Source organism: Dyadobacter sp., from assembly GCF_017744695.1.
Classification (GTDB): Bacteria; Bacteroidota; Bacteroidia; order Cytophagales; family Spirosomataceae; genus Dyadobacter.
In genome coordinates this window covers 269,316-283,450 of the sequence record NZ_JAGIAS010000006.1, presented here as the reverse complement: position 1 = coordinate 283,450, position 14,135 = coordinate 269,316, and the positions used below count along the sequence as shown (strand labels likewise).

14 protein-coding genes are annotated in these 14,135 nt (G+C 48.3%); 4 read left to right on the top strand and 10 right to left on the bottom strand.

Annotation, left to right across the window (positions count from 1 at the left end):
* Positions 1 to 3: 3 nt before the first annotated feature.
* Complete coding sequence (locus tag J7619_RS21965; protein ID WP_291203723.1) at positions 4 to 984, top strand: kelch repeat-containing protein; 981 nt, start codon at positions 4 to 6, stop codon at positions 982 to 984.
* A gap of 26 nt (positions 985 to 1,010) precedes the next feature.
* Positions 1,011 to 2,654 (top strand): M1 family metallopeptidase, encoded by a 1,644-nt coding sequence (locus tag J7619_RS21960; RefSeq protein ID WP_291203720.1) that lies wholly within the window; start codon positions 1,011 to 1,013, stop codon positions 2,652 to 2,654.
* On the opposite strand, the gene J7619_RS21955 is transcribed toward J7619_RS21960, so the two are convergent.
* From J7619_RS21955 to J7619_RS21940, 4 genes are all read right to left on the bottom strand, one after another.
* Positions 2,649 to 3,314: a thiamine diphosphokinase gene (locus tag J7619_RS21955; RefSeq protein ID WP_291203717.1), complete on the bottom strand. Its 666-nt coding sequence runs from the start codon at positions 3,312 to 3,314 to the stop codon at positions 2,649 to 2,651. The genes J7619_RS21960 and J7619_RS21955 overlap by 6 nt on opposite strands.
* Positions 3,314 to 3,700, bottom strand: a complete 387-nt coding sequence (locus tag J7619_RS21950) for a hypothetical protein (RefSeq protein ID WP_291203714.1) — start codon at positions 3,698 to 3,700, stop codon at positions 3,314 to 3,316. Before J7619_RS21950 ends, J7619_RS21955 begins: the two co-directional genes overlap by 1 nt.
* A 108-nt stretch (positions 3,701 to 3,808) precedes the next feature.
* Entirely contained in the window at positions 3,809 to 4,642 is an 834-nt protein-coding gene (mazG, locus tag J7619_RS21945; protein WP_291203711.1) for a nucleoside triphosphate pyrophosphohydrolase, read from the bottom strand.
* Between the two features lie 24 nt (positions 4,643 to 4,666).
* On the bottom strand, positions 4,667 to 5,149 hold the full coding sequence (locus tag J7619_RS21940) for a PaaI family thioesterase (RefSeq protein ID WP_291203708.1): 483 nt from the start codon (positions 5,147 to 5,149) through the stop codon (positions 4,667 to 4,669).
* A 166-nt stretch (positions 5,150 to 5,315) separates the two neighbouring features.
* Here J7619_RS21940 and J7619_RS21935 point away from each other — a divergent pair, with 166 nt between their 5' ends.
* Complete coding sequence (locus J7619_RS21935) at positions 5,316 to 6,110, top strand: phosphosulfolactate synthase (protein ID WP_291203705.1); 795 nt, start codon at positions 5,316 to 5,318, stop codon at positions 6,108 to 6,110.
* 41 nt (positions 6,111 to 6,151) lie between these two features.
* A complete protein-coding gene (locus J7619_RS21930) occupies positions 6,152 to 6,808 on the top strand; it encodes a DedA family protein (protein ID WP_291203702.1) in 657 nt (218 codons plus the stop codon).
* Positions 6,809 to 6,960: 152 nt separating this feature from the next.
* Here the strand turns inward: J7619_RS21930 and guaB are convergent, their stop codons facing one another.
* The 6 genes from guaB to mutY all read right to left on the bottom strand — a co-directional run bounded on the left by guaB (position 6,961) and on the right by mutY (position 14,127).
* A complete protein-coding gene (gene guaB / locus J7619_RS21925) occupies positions 6,961 to 8,433 on the bottom strand; it encodes an IMP dehydrogenase (protein WP_291203699.1) in 1,473 nt (490 codons plus the stop codon).
* A gap of 192 nt (positions 8,434 to 8,625) precedes the next feature.
* Positions 8,626 to 9,942, bottom strand: a complete 1,317-nt coding sequence (locus J7619_RS21920; protein WP_291203696.1) for a transporter associated domain-containing protein — start codon at positions 9,940 to 9,942, stop codon at positions 8,626 to 8,628.
* A gap of 127 nt (positions 9,943 to 10,069) precedes the next feature.
* On the bottom strand, positions 10,070 to 10,567 hold the full coding sequence (locus J7619_RS21915) for a single-stranded DNA-binding protein (RefSeq protein WP_291203693.1): 498 nt from the start codon (positions 10,565 to 10,567) through the stop codon (positions 10,070 to 10,072).
* A gap of 66 nt (positions 10,568 to 10,633) precedes the next feature.
* Entirely contained in the window at positions 10,634 to 11,839 is a 1,206-nt protein-coding gene (locus J7619_RS21910; protein ID WP_223402098.1) for a Gfo/Idh/MocA family protein, read from the bottom strand.
* Between the two features lie 218 nt (positions 11,840 to 12,057).
* Complete coding sequence (locus J7619_RS21905) at positions 12,058 to 12,915, bottom strand: phytanoyl-CoA dioxygenase family protein (protein ID WP_291203689.1); 858 nt, start codon at positions 12,913 to 12,915, stop codon at positions 12,058 to 12,060.
* Positions 12,916 to 13,023: 108 nt separating this feature from the next.
* A complete protein-coding gene (mutY, locus tag J7619_RS21900; RefSeq protein ID WP_291203686.1) occupies positions 13,024 to 14,127 on the bottom strand; it encodes an A/G-specific adenine glycosylase in 1,104 nt (367 codons plus the stop codon).
* Positions 14,128 to 14,135: the final 8 nt, after the last annotated feature.

Genomic DNA, 14,135 nt, shown 5'->3' with positions numbered 1-14,135 from the left:
GCTATGAAACCACTCTACCACAAAGCTGCATTGCTGATCGCGCTGAATGCATTCGCGTTACAGGGGTCGGCACAGATATGGACAGTTTCCGAACCTGAGAACCTGCCTGAAAAACGGCACGAAAACGCGATGGCCACCGCTAATGGAAAGTTATACCTGCTGGGCGGACGCGGAATCAAGCCGGTTGACGAATATGATTTCAAAAAGGATTCCTGGAAAAGCCTCGCACCATCGCCACTTGAAATGAGTCATTTCCAGGCTGTCAGCTATAAGAATGAAATTTACGTACTCGGCGCATTCACCGGTGGTTATCCACACGAGGTTCCGATTCCGGACATTTATATTTTCAATCCTGTCAAAAACGAGTGGCGCAAAGGGGCGGCTATTCCTGAAAACCGCAGGCGCGGCGCCGCAGGAGCCTTTACGCTGAATGACAAGATTTACCTCGTGTGTGGCATCCAGGACGGTCACTGGGATGGCCAGGTTACCTGGTTCGACGAGTTCGACCCTGCTACCGGCACCTGGAAAACCCTCGCAGACGCTCCCCGCCCGCGCGATCACGTGCAAGTGGCTGTGCTGGATAACAAACTTTACGTAGCAGGCGGACGCCTCTCGACCGCACGTATCAATCAGGTTTTGAATACCGTTATCAAGGAAGTGGATGTTTATGATTTCAAAACCGGCCAATGGACGACGCTGGATGCATCCAACAATCTTCCAACCCTTCGAGCAGGCAATACTACGGTCGTTTACAACAATAAAATACTCGTGATAGGCGGCGAAAGTGACGCGCATCAGGAGGCGCACAACGAAGTGGAGGCATTCAATCCCCAAACCCAGAAATGGGAACATTTGCCCTCCCTCCACCAGGGTCGTCACGGCACGCAAGCGGTGGCGCTTAATAAGAAGGTATACATTGCGGCCGGTTCAGCTAATCGCGGTGGCGGCCCGGAGCTGAACGATATGGAAATACTCGATAAATAATACACTTCATACTAACCCCAACTCAAATGTTCAAAAAATTCGCCGGTATCTGTTTACTGTTTGTTTCCATCTCTTCTTTCGCGCAGCAGAAGACATTTACCCACGCCGACACACTACGAGGCTCCATTACACCGGAAAGGGAGTGGTGGGACCTGAACTACTACCACCTTAGCGTACGGCCCAACGATAAAGATAGCTCGCTTACCGGCAGCACGGTGATCAGGTACAAAGTATTGAAACCGTACCAGACCATGCAGGTGGATTTGCAGGAACCATTGCAGATTACCAAAGTGGTCCAGGATGGTGAAGCACTCACCTACCGCCGCGATGGCAATGCATTTTTTATCACACTAAAAAAACAGCAGGAAACGGGCAAGAATGAATCCATTGAGGTTTTCTACGCCGGAAAACCCAGGCTTGCCAAACGTCCGCCCTGGGATGGCGGCGTACAATGGGTACCCGACGGGAAAGGCAATACCATCATTTCCACTTCCTGCCAGGGACTGGGCGCGAGCGTATGGTGGCCTTGTAAGGACCATATGTACGACGAACCCGACAGCATGCTCATCAGCATGACCGTTCCCAAAAATGTAATGGATGTATCAAACGGGAACCTGCGGTCGGTAGTCGAGAATAGCGATAATTCGCATACTTTCAATTGGGTGGTTAAAAACCCGATTAACAACTACGGGGTGAATATGAATGTAGCCAATTACGTAAGCTGGAAGGAGACATTCAAAGGCGAAAAAGGCGATTTACAACTCAGTTACTACGTTTTACCCCAGAATCTGGAAAAGGCGAAAGAACAGTTCAAGCAAGCCCCGAAAATGCTGAAAGCTTTCGAACACTGGTTTGGTCCATATCCATTTTATGAGGACGGCTACAAGCTCGTGGAAGTGCCTTACCTCGGCATGGAGCACCAAAGCTCGGTTACCTATGGCAATGATTACAAAATGGGTTATCGCGGCCGCGACCTGTCGAATACCGGCTGGGGATTGAAATGGGACTTTATCATTATCCACGAGAGCGGGCATGAATGGTTTGCCAATAACATTACCTACAAGGATGTAGCGGATATGTGGGTGCACGAAAGCTTCACCAACTATTCCGAAAACCTTTACACCGAGTATTACTTTGGAAAAAAGGCCGGGGAAGACTATGTAATCGGAACCCGCGAATTGATTGCGAATGACGTTCCCATCGTCGGTGTTTACGGGGTCAATCAGGAAGGATCTAAGGATATGTATTACAAAGGAGGAAACATGCTCCATACGATTCGTCAGATCGTGAACGACGATGAAAAATGGCGTCAGATCCTACGCGGGTTGAATAAGACATTCTATCATCAAACTGTCGACGGCTCACAGATCGAAAACTACATCAGTGAGCATGCGGGAAGAAATCTTTCGAAGGTTTTTGATCAATATCTGCGGGATGTGCGGATACCGGTTCTGGAATATGCATTTACAGGTAAGGGCCTGCAATACCGCTGGATCAACACGGTTGGAAATTTTGATATGCCTGTCAAAGTGAAACTTGCTAGCGGGAAAGAAGAATTCCTGTATCCGACAAACGACTGGAAAACATTGAAAGTAAAAGGCGACAAGTCATTGGCGGTCGACCGGAACTTCTATGTGGAAGCCAAAGAATCCAAGCAGGCTTCGCTATAAATCCCAGCATTCCATAATCAGAAGATCGCCCTTCTGCGCGGAAACCCTGACCATGCCATCAGCCTCGGCTTCATTACTGCTGCCGGTCCTGTATCCCATCGTCAGGGTTTCATTATTTAAGTTGTATTTCAAGCCCGTCGTTTCAACACCATCGACAGTACCGACCGGAATCAGCGAAATAGGAGTTCCGGCGGCATACCATTTTTCAAATATGCCCGTAAGCGGAAAAATCTTGGAATAGTCGTCCAGCAGCACCAGTTTGATCTTGTCCTTGTAGCGAACCAGATCGGTAATGTTGGTAATGGCATGGTCAGCCCGGCGTCCCGTCGCCCAGACGATATTAGCGGCCGGGAAGCCCCTTTCAATCAGGAACTCGATGGCTTTGTTCAAATCCGTCTTCTCCTGATCGGGTGTATTGATAATTTCAAGCGGGTGTTGGTGGTTGCGAATCATTTCCACGTCATGCGGCTGATCAAAATCTCCCATCCAGACATCTATTTTAATCCCCAAATCCAGAACCCTGTAAATAGCATGATCGAGCACAACAATGAATGGGCTCCATTCCAGCAACTGTCCTAATAACTCCGGAGAGCAGGCTTCCCCATTGGCAATAATCAAAGCAGGCTCCTGCTTCTCCCGAACGATATGGTGTGATGACATTAATTCATTTTAGTTTTTATCAGCTCAACGAGGGTCTCGATGCCCTCAGTCATCTTACCGAACTGCCCGCTCATGACATCCAGGCGCCCCTTGATCTCGGCCACATCTGTTTTGAGAACCGCCACATCAGCTTTAAGAACCGCCACATCGGCTTTGAGAACCGTCACATCGGCTTCAAGTCTGTCCATTCTACCTTCAAGTCTCTCAAACCTCCGGTCTTGCGCTGCAAATTTTTCGTGAACGAGTTTGAACTCGTTTCGCATTTCGTTGAATCCATTGTTGACGGTGGTTGTCAATGTGGCTAATCCAGTTGCTATCATCTCAATTTGCTTTCCATGTTCAACAGTAACATTTTCAAGTTGCTCGATGCGTTGTTCCAGATACATACCTAATGTGTTTATAGTGTATAAAAATGTTTTCAAACCGGACATAACCCGGCCCATTTATTTATACGCTACATTCAACATTTGGTAACATCACTCGGGACAAAATTTTTAAACTCCCATTTCCTTCGCCCGGTTCCAGTAAATATCCATTTCTTCCAGCGTCATATCCGACAGCGATTTGCCGTCGGCCTTGGAGGCTTCTTCCAGGTACTGAAAGCGGCTGATGAATTTTTTATTGGTTCTTTCGAGAGCAGTTTCCGGATTGATATCCACAAATCTGGAATAATTTACCAATGAAAACAGCAGGTCTCCAAATTCGCCTTCGGCTTCCTTTTGGTCAATGATATCCGCCGATTCTATATTGAAGTTCTCCTTGAATTCGTGCAACTCCTCTTCGACTTTAGCCCATACCTGCTGCTTTTCATCCCAGTCAAACCCGACCCCTCTCGCCTTCTCCTGAATGCGCATTGCCTTCACGAGCGCGGGCAGGGACGCGGGTACGCCCGAGAGTACCGATTTATTGCCTTCCTTCAATTTCAGCTTTTCCCAATTCTGCTTCACAGCGTCTTCGGTATCGGCTACGAAATCGCCGTAAATATGCGGATGACGGGCAACGAGCTTGTCGCAAATGCCGTGTAGCACATCCTTGATATCAAAATGGTAGGTCTTGCCCTCCGCTCGCTCCGAGCCGATTTTGGCATAAAAAACAATATGCAACAACACATCTCCCAACTCCTTCCGGATTTCGGGGAGATCGTTGTTCAATATGGCATCAGAAAGTTCGTAGGTTTCTTCGATCGTCAGGTGGCGCAGGCTCTCCATCGTCTGCTTCCTGTCCCACGGGCATTGTTCCCGGAGCTCATCCATGATCGTCAACAAACGATCGAAAGCCATTAACTGTTGCTGACGACTTTCGGGCAGGTCACTGAATTGTTTTTCCATATTACAAATATATGGCGAAACCTGTTACTGCCCGGGCACCAATGGTAATTTAAAGCCCGTCTGAATGAGGTTGCTCGTGCATTTGGCGACGATCCGACCATGGGCATTCACGAGCCGCCCTTCCACATGCACGATGTTCTTCCCGGCCCGGATAACCTCCGATTTTGCCACTAGCACATCTCCGACCACTGCTGGATTGAGGAAATCGCAGTTCAGGTTAACGGACGTGAAGCCAAACTCCCGCCCCAGGGCATATACCATCGTCCCCACAATGTCGTCGAGAATGGTAGCGGCAATGCCGCCATGCAATGTGCCCATCGGGTTGCACATATCTTCCCGTACGCGATATTCGACCTCCATCGCGCCCTCGTCTATCAATATGAGAACACCGTTGAGCCATTTGGCAACGGGTGAAAAATGCTGGTCCATCGGCCTGCCAATAAACTGCCGGAGAAAAGAAAGACGTTTGTTTTCCGTTTGCGGATCAATCTGCGTGTGTGTGTTCATAGATATCAGAATGGTTTGAATAGTTATGAATGCGATTTTTAAAAATAGTAATTATCGTAGAAAAATTGATGGTTACGAGTCAATGCTATGGATTTTATTGTTACGTATCGAAGGTTATTACTACCTTTGCCGGAGTTTTTTGCCAGAGATAAATGCTTACTCATATATGAATTTTACGTTATCGCAGGTTCCCGAGCGTTCCCAGAAACCCAGAACAAAAGGACTTACCATGGTGATGGATAAAGGGCTGAGTGTCAGGGAAACAGAAGATATGCTATCGATTGCATCGCCTTACATTGATATCGTAAAACTAGGTTGGGCCACTTCGTTCGTAAGTCCGAACCTGAACGAGAAGCTGGCCGTTTATAAAAATGCCAATATTCCGGTATACTTCGGAGGAACGCTCTTCGAAGCTTTTGTGGTCAGGAACCAGTTCGATGATTACCGCAAACTGCTCGATAAATATCAATTAACACATGCTGAGGTTTCCGACGGCTCCATCGAAATGCCACAGGATGTTAAATGTGAATACATTAACAAGCTTTCCCAACAGGTTACCGTTCTTTCAGAGGTAGGTTCCAAGGACGAAAACAAAATCATCCCCCCCTACAAATGGATCCAGCTGATCAAATCCGAGTTGCAGGCAGGTGCCTGGAAGGTGATCGGCGAAGCGCGTGAATCGGGAAATGTGGGACTTTTCCGTGCAAGCGGTGAAGTGCGCCAGGGGTTGGTGGAAGAAATCCTTACGGAAATTGCATTCGAAGATATGATCTGGGAAGCTCCGCAGAAGTCACAGCAGGTATGGTTTGTGAAACTGCTCGGCGCTAATGTCAACCTGGGCAACATCGCCCCAAGTGAACTGATCCCACTCGAAACAATCCGCCTCGGCCTTCGCGGCGATACTTTCAACCACTTCCTGAACACCAAGACGAAGCAGAAGTGGAAAATCGATTCCAAATAAGTCAGGACTCATAAAACAGATTGTCAACTTAAAGTATAGCTATGGAATTTTTAACGCAGTTCATTGATTTCTTCCTCCACCTCGATAAGCATTTGTTCAACATCGTGGAAGAATACGGTACACTCACTTATGTCATTCTGTTTTTGATTGTCTTCACCGAAACCGGCCTGGTAATCATGCCGCTGCTCCCCGGTGATTCGCTCCTTTTTGCAGCAGGCGCCATTGCCGCTAACGAAACCACCGGCCTGAACGTCTGGCTGATCATCATTATCCTCATTATCGCCGCATTGCTGGGTGATAATGTGAACTATTTCATTGGAAAAACTTTCGGCGGACAGATCAAGAAACGAGAAAAGATCTTGTTCCTGAAAAGAGAATACCTTGAAAAAACCGAAGCTTTCTACGAAAAACACGGTGGTAGCACCGTAATCATGGCACGTTTCATTCCGATCGTGCGCACGGTAGCACCTTTCGTGGCGGGTGCCGGTAGTATGAATTACTCACGCTACATTATTTTCTGCATCGTCGGCGCATTGCTATGGGTTCCTACCCTTACATTGCTGGGCTATTTCTTCGGTAATATGGAGATTGTTAAAAAGAATTTCGAGCTGGTTATTTTCGGTATCATCGGAATATCTATTCTGCCAATGATTTTCTCATATTTGAAAAGCCGGTTTGCGAAGCCAAGTGCGGCTTAGAAGACTTCGGCTATCGGCAGTCGGCTTTTTCTCTTGTTTATGATATTTTGAATCAGGTATAAAAAGATAAGGCGTTGCATTCACTTGCAACGCCTTATCTTTTACTATAATAAAAAGGTTCGACTGCCGATAGCCGACAGCCGAAGTACAAATTACGATCTCGAATAATTCGGAGCCTCTTTCTGGATCATGATATCGTGCGGGTGGCTTTCTTTCACACCTGCCGAAGTGATTTTTACGAACTGTGCATTCTGCAACGATTCGATATCACCAGCGCCGCAGTAGCCCATACCCGCTTTCAAACCTCCTACCATCTGGTAAATGATCTCGGAAACTTTGCCTTTGAACGGTACGCGACCCACAATACCTTCGGGAACCAGCTTCTTCACATCGTCCTCCGCATCCTGGAAGTAACGGTCTTTCGAACCATCTTCCATGGCTTCTACCGAGCCCATTCCGCGGTAAGCTTTGAATTTACGTCCTTCGTAAATCACCACTTCTCCGGGAGCTTCATCGCTGCCTGCGAGCATCGAACCAATCATGATGGTGCTTGCGCCGCCAGCCAATGCTTTCGTCATATCGCCTGAGAAACGGATACCACCATCGGCTATTACCGGAACGCCAGTGCCTTTCAGACCTTCCGCTGCCCACATTACCGCGGTCAGCTGGGGAACACCAATACCAGCAATAATACGGGTTGTACAGATACTACCCGGACCCACACCCACTTTCACAGCATCCGCACCAGCCTCTGCCAATGCTTTGGCAGCTTCGCCTGTTGCTACGTTACCAGCGATTACGTCGAGTTTCGGGAATGCGGCTTTGATGGATTTCAATGCATCGATTACACCTCTGGAATGTCCGTGCGCGGTATCGAGACTTACCACGTCAACACCTGCTTTCACCAACGCCTCTACGCGTTTCAGCACATCGGGTGTAACGCCTATGGCTGCACCTACACGCAGGCGGCCGTATTCGTCCTTACATGCATTCGGGTGTGATTTGCGTTTCAGGATGTCTTTGTAGGTGATTAAACCCGTCAGACGATACTCTGAGTCTACAATGGGAAGTTTCTCGATTTTGTACTCTTGCAGGATTTTCTCCGCATCGTCCAGTGAAAGTCCTTCCGAAGCTGTCACGAGATTGTCTTTCGTCATGATCTCGGTCACCGGCTTGTTCATTTCACGCTCGAAACGAAGGTCGCGGTTGGTAAGGATCCCCACCAGCTTGTGGTCTTTATCGATTACGGGAATACCTCCGATTTTGAACTCGCGCATGATCTGATGCGCGTCGCCAAGGGTCGAAGTGTCAAGCAGCGTGATCGGATCGAGGATCATGCCGCTTTCAGAACGTTTTACCTTTCTCACCTGCTCAGCTTGCGCTTCCAGGGACATATTTTTATGGATTATTCCAATACCACCTTCCTGAGCCATTGCGATGGCCAGTTCAAATTCCGTCACCGTGTCCATAGCAGCTGAAACAATAGGAATGTTCAACTCGATGTTCCGGGTAAGCTTGGTTTTTGTTGTTGTGTTACGAGGCAGGACTTCTGAATAACCGGGGATTAACAGAACGTCGTCGTAGGTGAGCGCCTCGAAGAGGACTTTGGATGGGTCTGTGTTCATAGCAAATAAACTATTGTTATTTGCCGGGCAAAATTAAGAATAAGTTCTGACTAAATAAAATCGAATTGTATTTTTTCTTTAACCAGCTTTCGGCCGTCGGCTTTCGGCGATCAACAACTTCGTTTATTCGGAGAAAAATTAAAGATCGCAATCCGCCAAGGCCGATTGCTGACAGCCGAAAGCCGACGGTCATCAGGATACCAACACCCGCACTTTTTTAATCCGCTTCTTATCGGCTGATTGGACTTTGAAGGTGACTTCCCGATGAGTAGCGATTTCGCCGGTCCGCGGGAGGCGCGAAAACAGTTCCAGCAAAAGCCCCGCCAAAGACTCACTATTCCCCCTAACTTCGTCAAAATAATCGGTTTCGAGATCGAGGATACGGCAAAGATCGTTGATCAGCACCTTTCCTTCAAAGACATAGGTATGTTCGTCGACCTGGGTGTAATTCACTTCTTCGTCTTCGTCATATTCATCATTAATATCCCCAAAAATCTCTTCAATAATATCTTCCAACGTAATCAATCCACTCGTGCCTCCGTACTCGTCCACAACGATCGCCATATGCACGCGGCGGTTCTGAAAATCCTTCATCAGATCGTCGAGGCGCTTGCTTTCCGGAATGAAATACACAGGGCGCAGCAGCTTCTGCCAGTTGAAATGCTCGTCGAGATGGATATGTGGCAGTAAATCTTTTACATTTAAAATACCTTCCACATGATCCAGGTCATCCCGATAAACCGGCACTCTCGAGTAACCCGATTTATTAATGCGGTCCATCAACTCGTGAAAATCGAGCTCTATATCGAATGCCGTGATTTGTACTCTTGCCTGCATGGCTTTCCGGGCATTGGTCTGCCTGAAATTGGCCAGGCCTCGCAGCAAATCGGTTTCCTCCTCGCTTTCGGCCTTCGCTTCCAGCATTTCAGTGGTAATCTCCGCACCTTGCGGCGTAAGCACGCCGAATGAATAGCCCAATTTCATAATCGGCTGGGTCAGCGGCTTGCATATTTTGATCAGAAACTGGGTGAGACCTGATATTTTGGGAATAAACTCCTGCGCCTTACGTGCACTGTTATACCGCACCATCGCATCGAGCCAAATCCACACTACGAGGAATGCGAGGACAGCCCAACGAACCATTTCCACACTTCCCGCCTGCATATGCAACCATGCAAGGCGCGCTGCAAGCAACAACGCAAACAGCGTGATACCGCGCTGTACCAACGAAAGAGCCAGCTGCTGAATACGTGTTGGCAAATGATTATCGCCCTCTGCCTTTCGTTCCCAGGGGTTTTCCATCGCGCCGGAAGCTGCATAAGCCGCCCGGATTCCCGATAAAAACAGGGAAATGATCAGCAAAAAAATAACAAGAATGAAGTCGTAGGGAGCCAGGAAATCAACGGGTATGAGCACCCCTGCCAGAGTGGTTTGCGTACTTTTCCGGGGAAAATGAATCCCCGTACGCGTTCGGGCAAGCGGGTCGTCACTGTCTTCGGTTTCTTTCACGAAATGTCAGAGAATGTTCAAAATAGATATTCAGTCAGATAAATGTAGCGAATCCCGCTTAATAACTGTATCTATTTCGGAATAAATACATTTTTAAGCGGGATTCGTCTTTATCTCATTGAATGCATCAAAACGGCAGATCGTCGTCGTCGCCATTGCCGGCGGCCATCGATGGCGGTATCGGGTCCGACGGCCGTGGTGCATTGTTGCCTCGCGGCGCATTACCCGACTGCTGGTAACCGCCTTGCTGCCCTCCCTGATTGTAGTCTCCGCCAGAGTTACCGCCGCCAGACGGACCGCCCAGCAATGTCATGCTGTTCGCGCGGATCGTCACGCCGGTACGCTGCTGGCCTTCCTTATCCGTCCATGTGTCGGTGCGGATGCGGCCCTCGATATAAACCTGGTTTCCCTTTTTAAGGTATTTTTCAGCTACTTTCGCCAGCCCTTCCCAAAGCTCTATACGGTGCCATTCGGTATTGTCGACGCGCTCACCGTTTTTGTTCGTGTAGCTCTCAGTAGTCGCGATATTGAACTTCGCTACCGCCGATCCGCTTTCCAGGTACCGGACCTCCGGATCGCTGCCGAGATTACCGATCAGAATTACTTTATTAACGCTTCCTGCCATGATTTTTTAACGTGGTTAATGTTTGTTGCAACCTTAAATATAGACATAATCCATGAAAAACACCCGTTAAATATCCTGTTCAGTAATCTTGCCGGTAACTTTGTCTTTCAGGATCAGTTTATTCCGACCGTCGTGCGTTACTTCCTGCTTGATCAGGTAATGCGTTTCATTATACGAAACATAGTTAGAAGGTTTTTCCACGCCTTCACGCCCACGCCAAACCGGCAATTCCACCTTTTCCCAAAGCTTCGATTTGGCTGATTTATAAGCCGCATCAATGACCGCATTCACAATGTAGCCGTCATAGAAAGTCTCCGCGGGTGCATTTCCCTTTTCCGCAGAATTGAACATATCCGTGAACATGTGGTTATACCCCAAATCATTCACTTCGTCGCCTACGGGAAACAACCAACCGGTATTGCTTTCCGCTTTTTCAGCAACATATTCCTCTCCTGCGCCATCGGGGTTCTGGCCCGTGGTGAACATTTCAAAACCTGTTCTCAAAAAGTTGTTAATCCAGATTGTCCCCTCGGTACCCATTACCTCGTCGCGCAAATCCATTCCGCCCCGGAACGTCCAGCTCACTTCAAATTGCCCGATAGCACCGTTTTCATATTTAACCAATGCAATCGCATGATCCTCGGCATCGATCGGCTTCACCTGTGTATCGGCCCAGCACATTACCTCTACGGGTTTAATATCCTTACCAATAAAATTCCGTGATATTTCGATGCAATGGCATCCCAAATCGAGAATACAGCCACCACCAGCCTGCTCGATATCCCAGAACCACTCACTATGCGGGCCGGGATGTGCTTCGCGTGATTTCGCCCAGATAATGCGCCCCAATGAGCCATTTTTAACGCTTTCGAGTGATTTCAAAAACTTGGGCGTGTAGCAAAGGTCTTCCAGATAACCCGCAAAAATGCCCGCTTCCTCCACCGCTTTCAGCATACGCAATGCCTCTGCGCCATTACGGCCCAGCGGTTTGGTCGAAACGACGGCCTTTTTATGTTTGGCACAAAGCAATACCGCTTCCTCGTGGACATTGTTGGGCAATGCAATGCAAACCATGTTTACATCGGGATGCGCAATCACCTCTTCCATATTCGACGACCAGAAATCGCAGCCATAATCATCTGCAAACTTTTTGGCGCTTTCTTCCCGCCGCGCATAAATGGCCACCACGCGGTCGCGGCTGCGCTGCCCGTGAATGGATTCCGCATAAAAACGTCCGATAAAGCCGGAGCCCAGCATTGCGATTTTCTGCATATCTGCAATCGATTTAATGTTTAAAAATAGGTCAGGAATAGTCAGGTGTAGTCAAGTGTTGTCATGCATTGTTACTTGCTGAAAAGCATTTCCGGTCAGCTAGTGACCATACCTAATAATGGCCATACCTGGCTATTAATGACTACACCTGACAATACTTGACCACACATGACTATTAATGACTATACCTACAATTATTGACTCTCCCTGACCCTAAGTTAAGTCGTCTTCACTTCATTCTCCCACCCCGTCGATTTCAGCGCCGGATCATTTTCTTTTTTGAGGAAATCTGCATTTTCAAATGATTCAGCATTCCATTCCAGCAGCGCATGGTCGGGCACAATAGAAACCGGCACCCGCCAGGAGGTGGAGGTTTCGGCATAAGCGATGTTGGATTGGGAATTGTAGCACGAAATCAGCGACCAGCGCGGATGATCGGACAGGTTGGCTTCGGAGCGGTGCATGAGGTTGCTATGAAAAAACAATGCATCGCCCGGCTCCAATTCACAGTAAATCAAATCCATCGTTTTTAATGCGTGATTCACCATTTCCATGTCCGCACCTACCTGCTCGCCCGCGAAGCCGTGGTTCACACGACCCATCTTATGGGAGCCTTTGATCACTTGCAAGCAGCCATTTTCCTTATTAGCCGGCGTCAGCGCGATCATCACGCTCATCAGCTGGTCCGGGAAAATGAATTGATTTTTATACCAATACCCATAATCCTGATGCCACTCCCAGGCGCCGCCCACTTTGGGCTCTTTCTGCATGAGTTTGGTATGAAAATGGCAAACCTGGCTCTCTTCCTGCAAAAGCTGCCACACCGAATTGACCATTCTTTCACTGCGGATCAGATACCCGAATACATCATCGCCCGGCGTAAACCATAGCGATAGCTTCGTCTTTTTCCCCGACTGGTCGTTCAGGTCCATCGCATTCTTCTGCATCACCGAATTTTCCAGTGCCGTGTGATACAGTTTTTCCACTTCCTCCGCGGAAAACAGACTTTTTACAATGATATAGCCGTCGCGGTTATAGTCGGCGATCTGGCTGGCATTCAAACTGAAACTTCCCATGACTGACGCTCGGTTAAGTGTTTAGTTCAAAAATATATTACTTAAGCCATAACTCTGTTCCCACGCAATGCGACCAGAAGTTCGTTACCGGCAGCAATGATCAGGCGGTCAGAGGTAATTTTCTTCCCGCAAAACGGTGTCGATCAGAATCGGCTTTGGAAGCACTTCCACTTCCTCATGATTGTAAAAAGCCATTCCATGAGGCAAATCTATCCTTTCGGTTTCAGGAATTTCGAGCCACCAGAACCATACCTGCAATCGCTGGTGGGTGAGGATGTGGGAATACACTTTGGGGATTTCGGTCAGGCGGCCGGTTTTTAGGAGATTTTCGAAAACTACGTCAGATATTGTCAGTGAGTCAGGGGTTGTGGCGGGGAACTTGGATTCCACGAGGTAAAAATCGTACAGGCCTTTCCAGATATCGCGTCCGCGGCGTTCGTGCATCGCCAGCTTGTCGCCCTGCTTTATGATAAAATAGCTTAAAAACCGGTGTTTAACGGTCAGCTTCTTGATTTTGACGGGTAACTGTCCCTGCATTTGGTGCTCAAAAGCGAAGCAACTGTCCTTAAAAATGCAAGCCATACAATTCGGCGAGGCCGGCACACATTGCAATGCGCCAAACTCGATCATCGCCTGGTTATACGTCGCTGGGTCTTCCTTAGAAACGAGTTGCTTCGCCACCACGGCAAACTCCTTTTTCCCCTCATTACTCAGCATATCGGATTGAATTCCGAAAATCCGGGACATTACCCGGTACACATTGCCGTCGATCGCCGGCACAGCCTCGTCGAATGCGAAGGAAGCAATGGCCGCGGCTGTATATTGCCCCAGCCCTTTTAGTTTCAAAAGCTTTTCAGCACTTTCAGGAAATTTCCCTTGGTAGTCGTTCACAACCTGCCGCGCCGTGAAGTGCATGTTCCGCGCACGGGAGTAATAGCCGAGTCCCTGCCATAGCCGCAGCACATCGCGCTCGTCGGCAGCAGCCAGGTCGAACACCGTAGGATACTGGGCTGTAAATCTTTCATAGTAAGGCATTCCCTGGGCCACGCGGGTTTGTTGAAGGATCACCTCCGATAACCAAATTTTATATGGATCTTTGGTTTCACGCCAAGGCAAAGGGCGGTGGTTTTCAAGATACCAGGATTTCAGTCTTCTGTTAAAATCAAGCACCTCCAAATCATCCGGTATCATATTATTTTCACTTATGTGCACTGTTTTTT

Excerpts from the sequence above, each read along its gene's own strand:
- J7619_RS21965 (WP_291203723.1), top strand. The coding sequence starts at position 4 with ATGAAACCACTCTACCACAAAGCTGCATTGCTGATCGCGCTGAATGCA.
- J7619_RS21960 (WP_291203720.1), top strand. The coding sequence starts at position 1,011 with ATGTTCAAAAAATTCGCCGGTATCTGTTTACTGTTTGTTTCCATCTCT.
- J7619_RS21955 (WP_291203717.1), bottom strand. The coding sequence starts at position 3,314 with ATGTCATCACACCATATCGTTCGGGAGAAGCAGGAGCCTGCTTTGATT.
- J7619_RS21950 (WP_291203714.1), bottom strand. The coding sequence starts at position 3,700 with ATGTATCTGGAACAACGCATCGAGCAACTTGAAAATGTTACTGTTGAA.
- mazG (WP_291203711.1), bottom strand. The coding sequence starts at position 4,642 with ATGGAAAAACAATTCAGTGACCTGCCCGAAAGTCGTCAGCAACAGTTA.
- J7619_RS21940 (WP_291203708.1), bottom strand. The coding sequence starts at position 5,149 with ATGAACACACACACGCAGATTGATCCGCAAACGGAAAACAAACGTCTT.
- J7619_RS21935 (WP_291203705.1), top strand. The coding sequence starts at position 5,316 with ATGAATTTTACGTTATCGCAGGTTCCCGAGCGTTCCCAGAAACCCAGA.
- J7619_RS21930 (WP_291203702.1), top strand. The coding sequence starts at position 6,152 with ATGGAATTTTTAACGCAGTTCATTGATTTCTTCCTCCACCTCGATAAG.
- guaB (WP_291203699.1), bottom strand. The coding sequence starts at position 8,433 with ATGAACACAGACCCATCCAAAGTCCTCTTCGAGGCGCTCACCTACGAC.
- J7619_RS21915 (WP_291203693.1), bottom strand. The coding sequence starts at position 10,567 with ATGGCAGGAAGCGTTAATAAAGTAATTCTGATCGGTAATCTCGGCAGC.
- J7619_RS21910 (WP_223402098.1), bottom strand. The coding sequence starts at position 11,839 with ATGCAGAAAATCGCAATGCTGGGCTCCGGCTTTATCGGACGTTTTTAT.
- J7619_RS21905 (WP_291203689.1), bottom strand. The coding sequence starts at position 12,915 with ATGGGAAGTTTCAGTTTGAATGCCAGCCAGATCGCCGACTATAACCGC.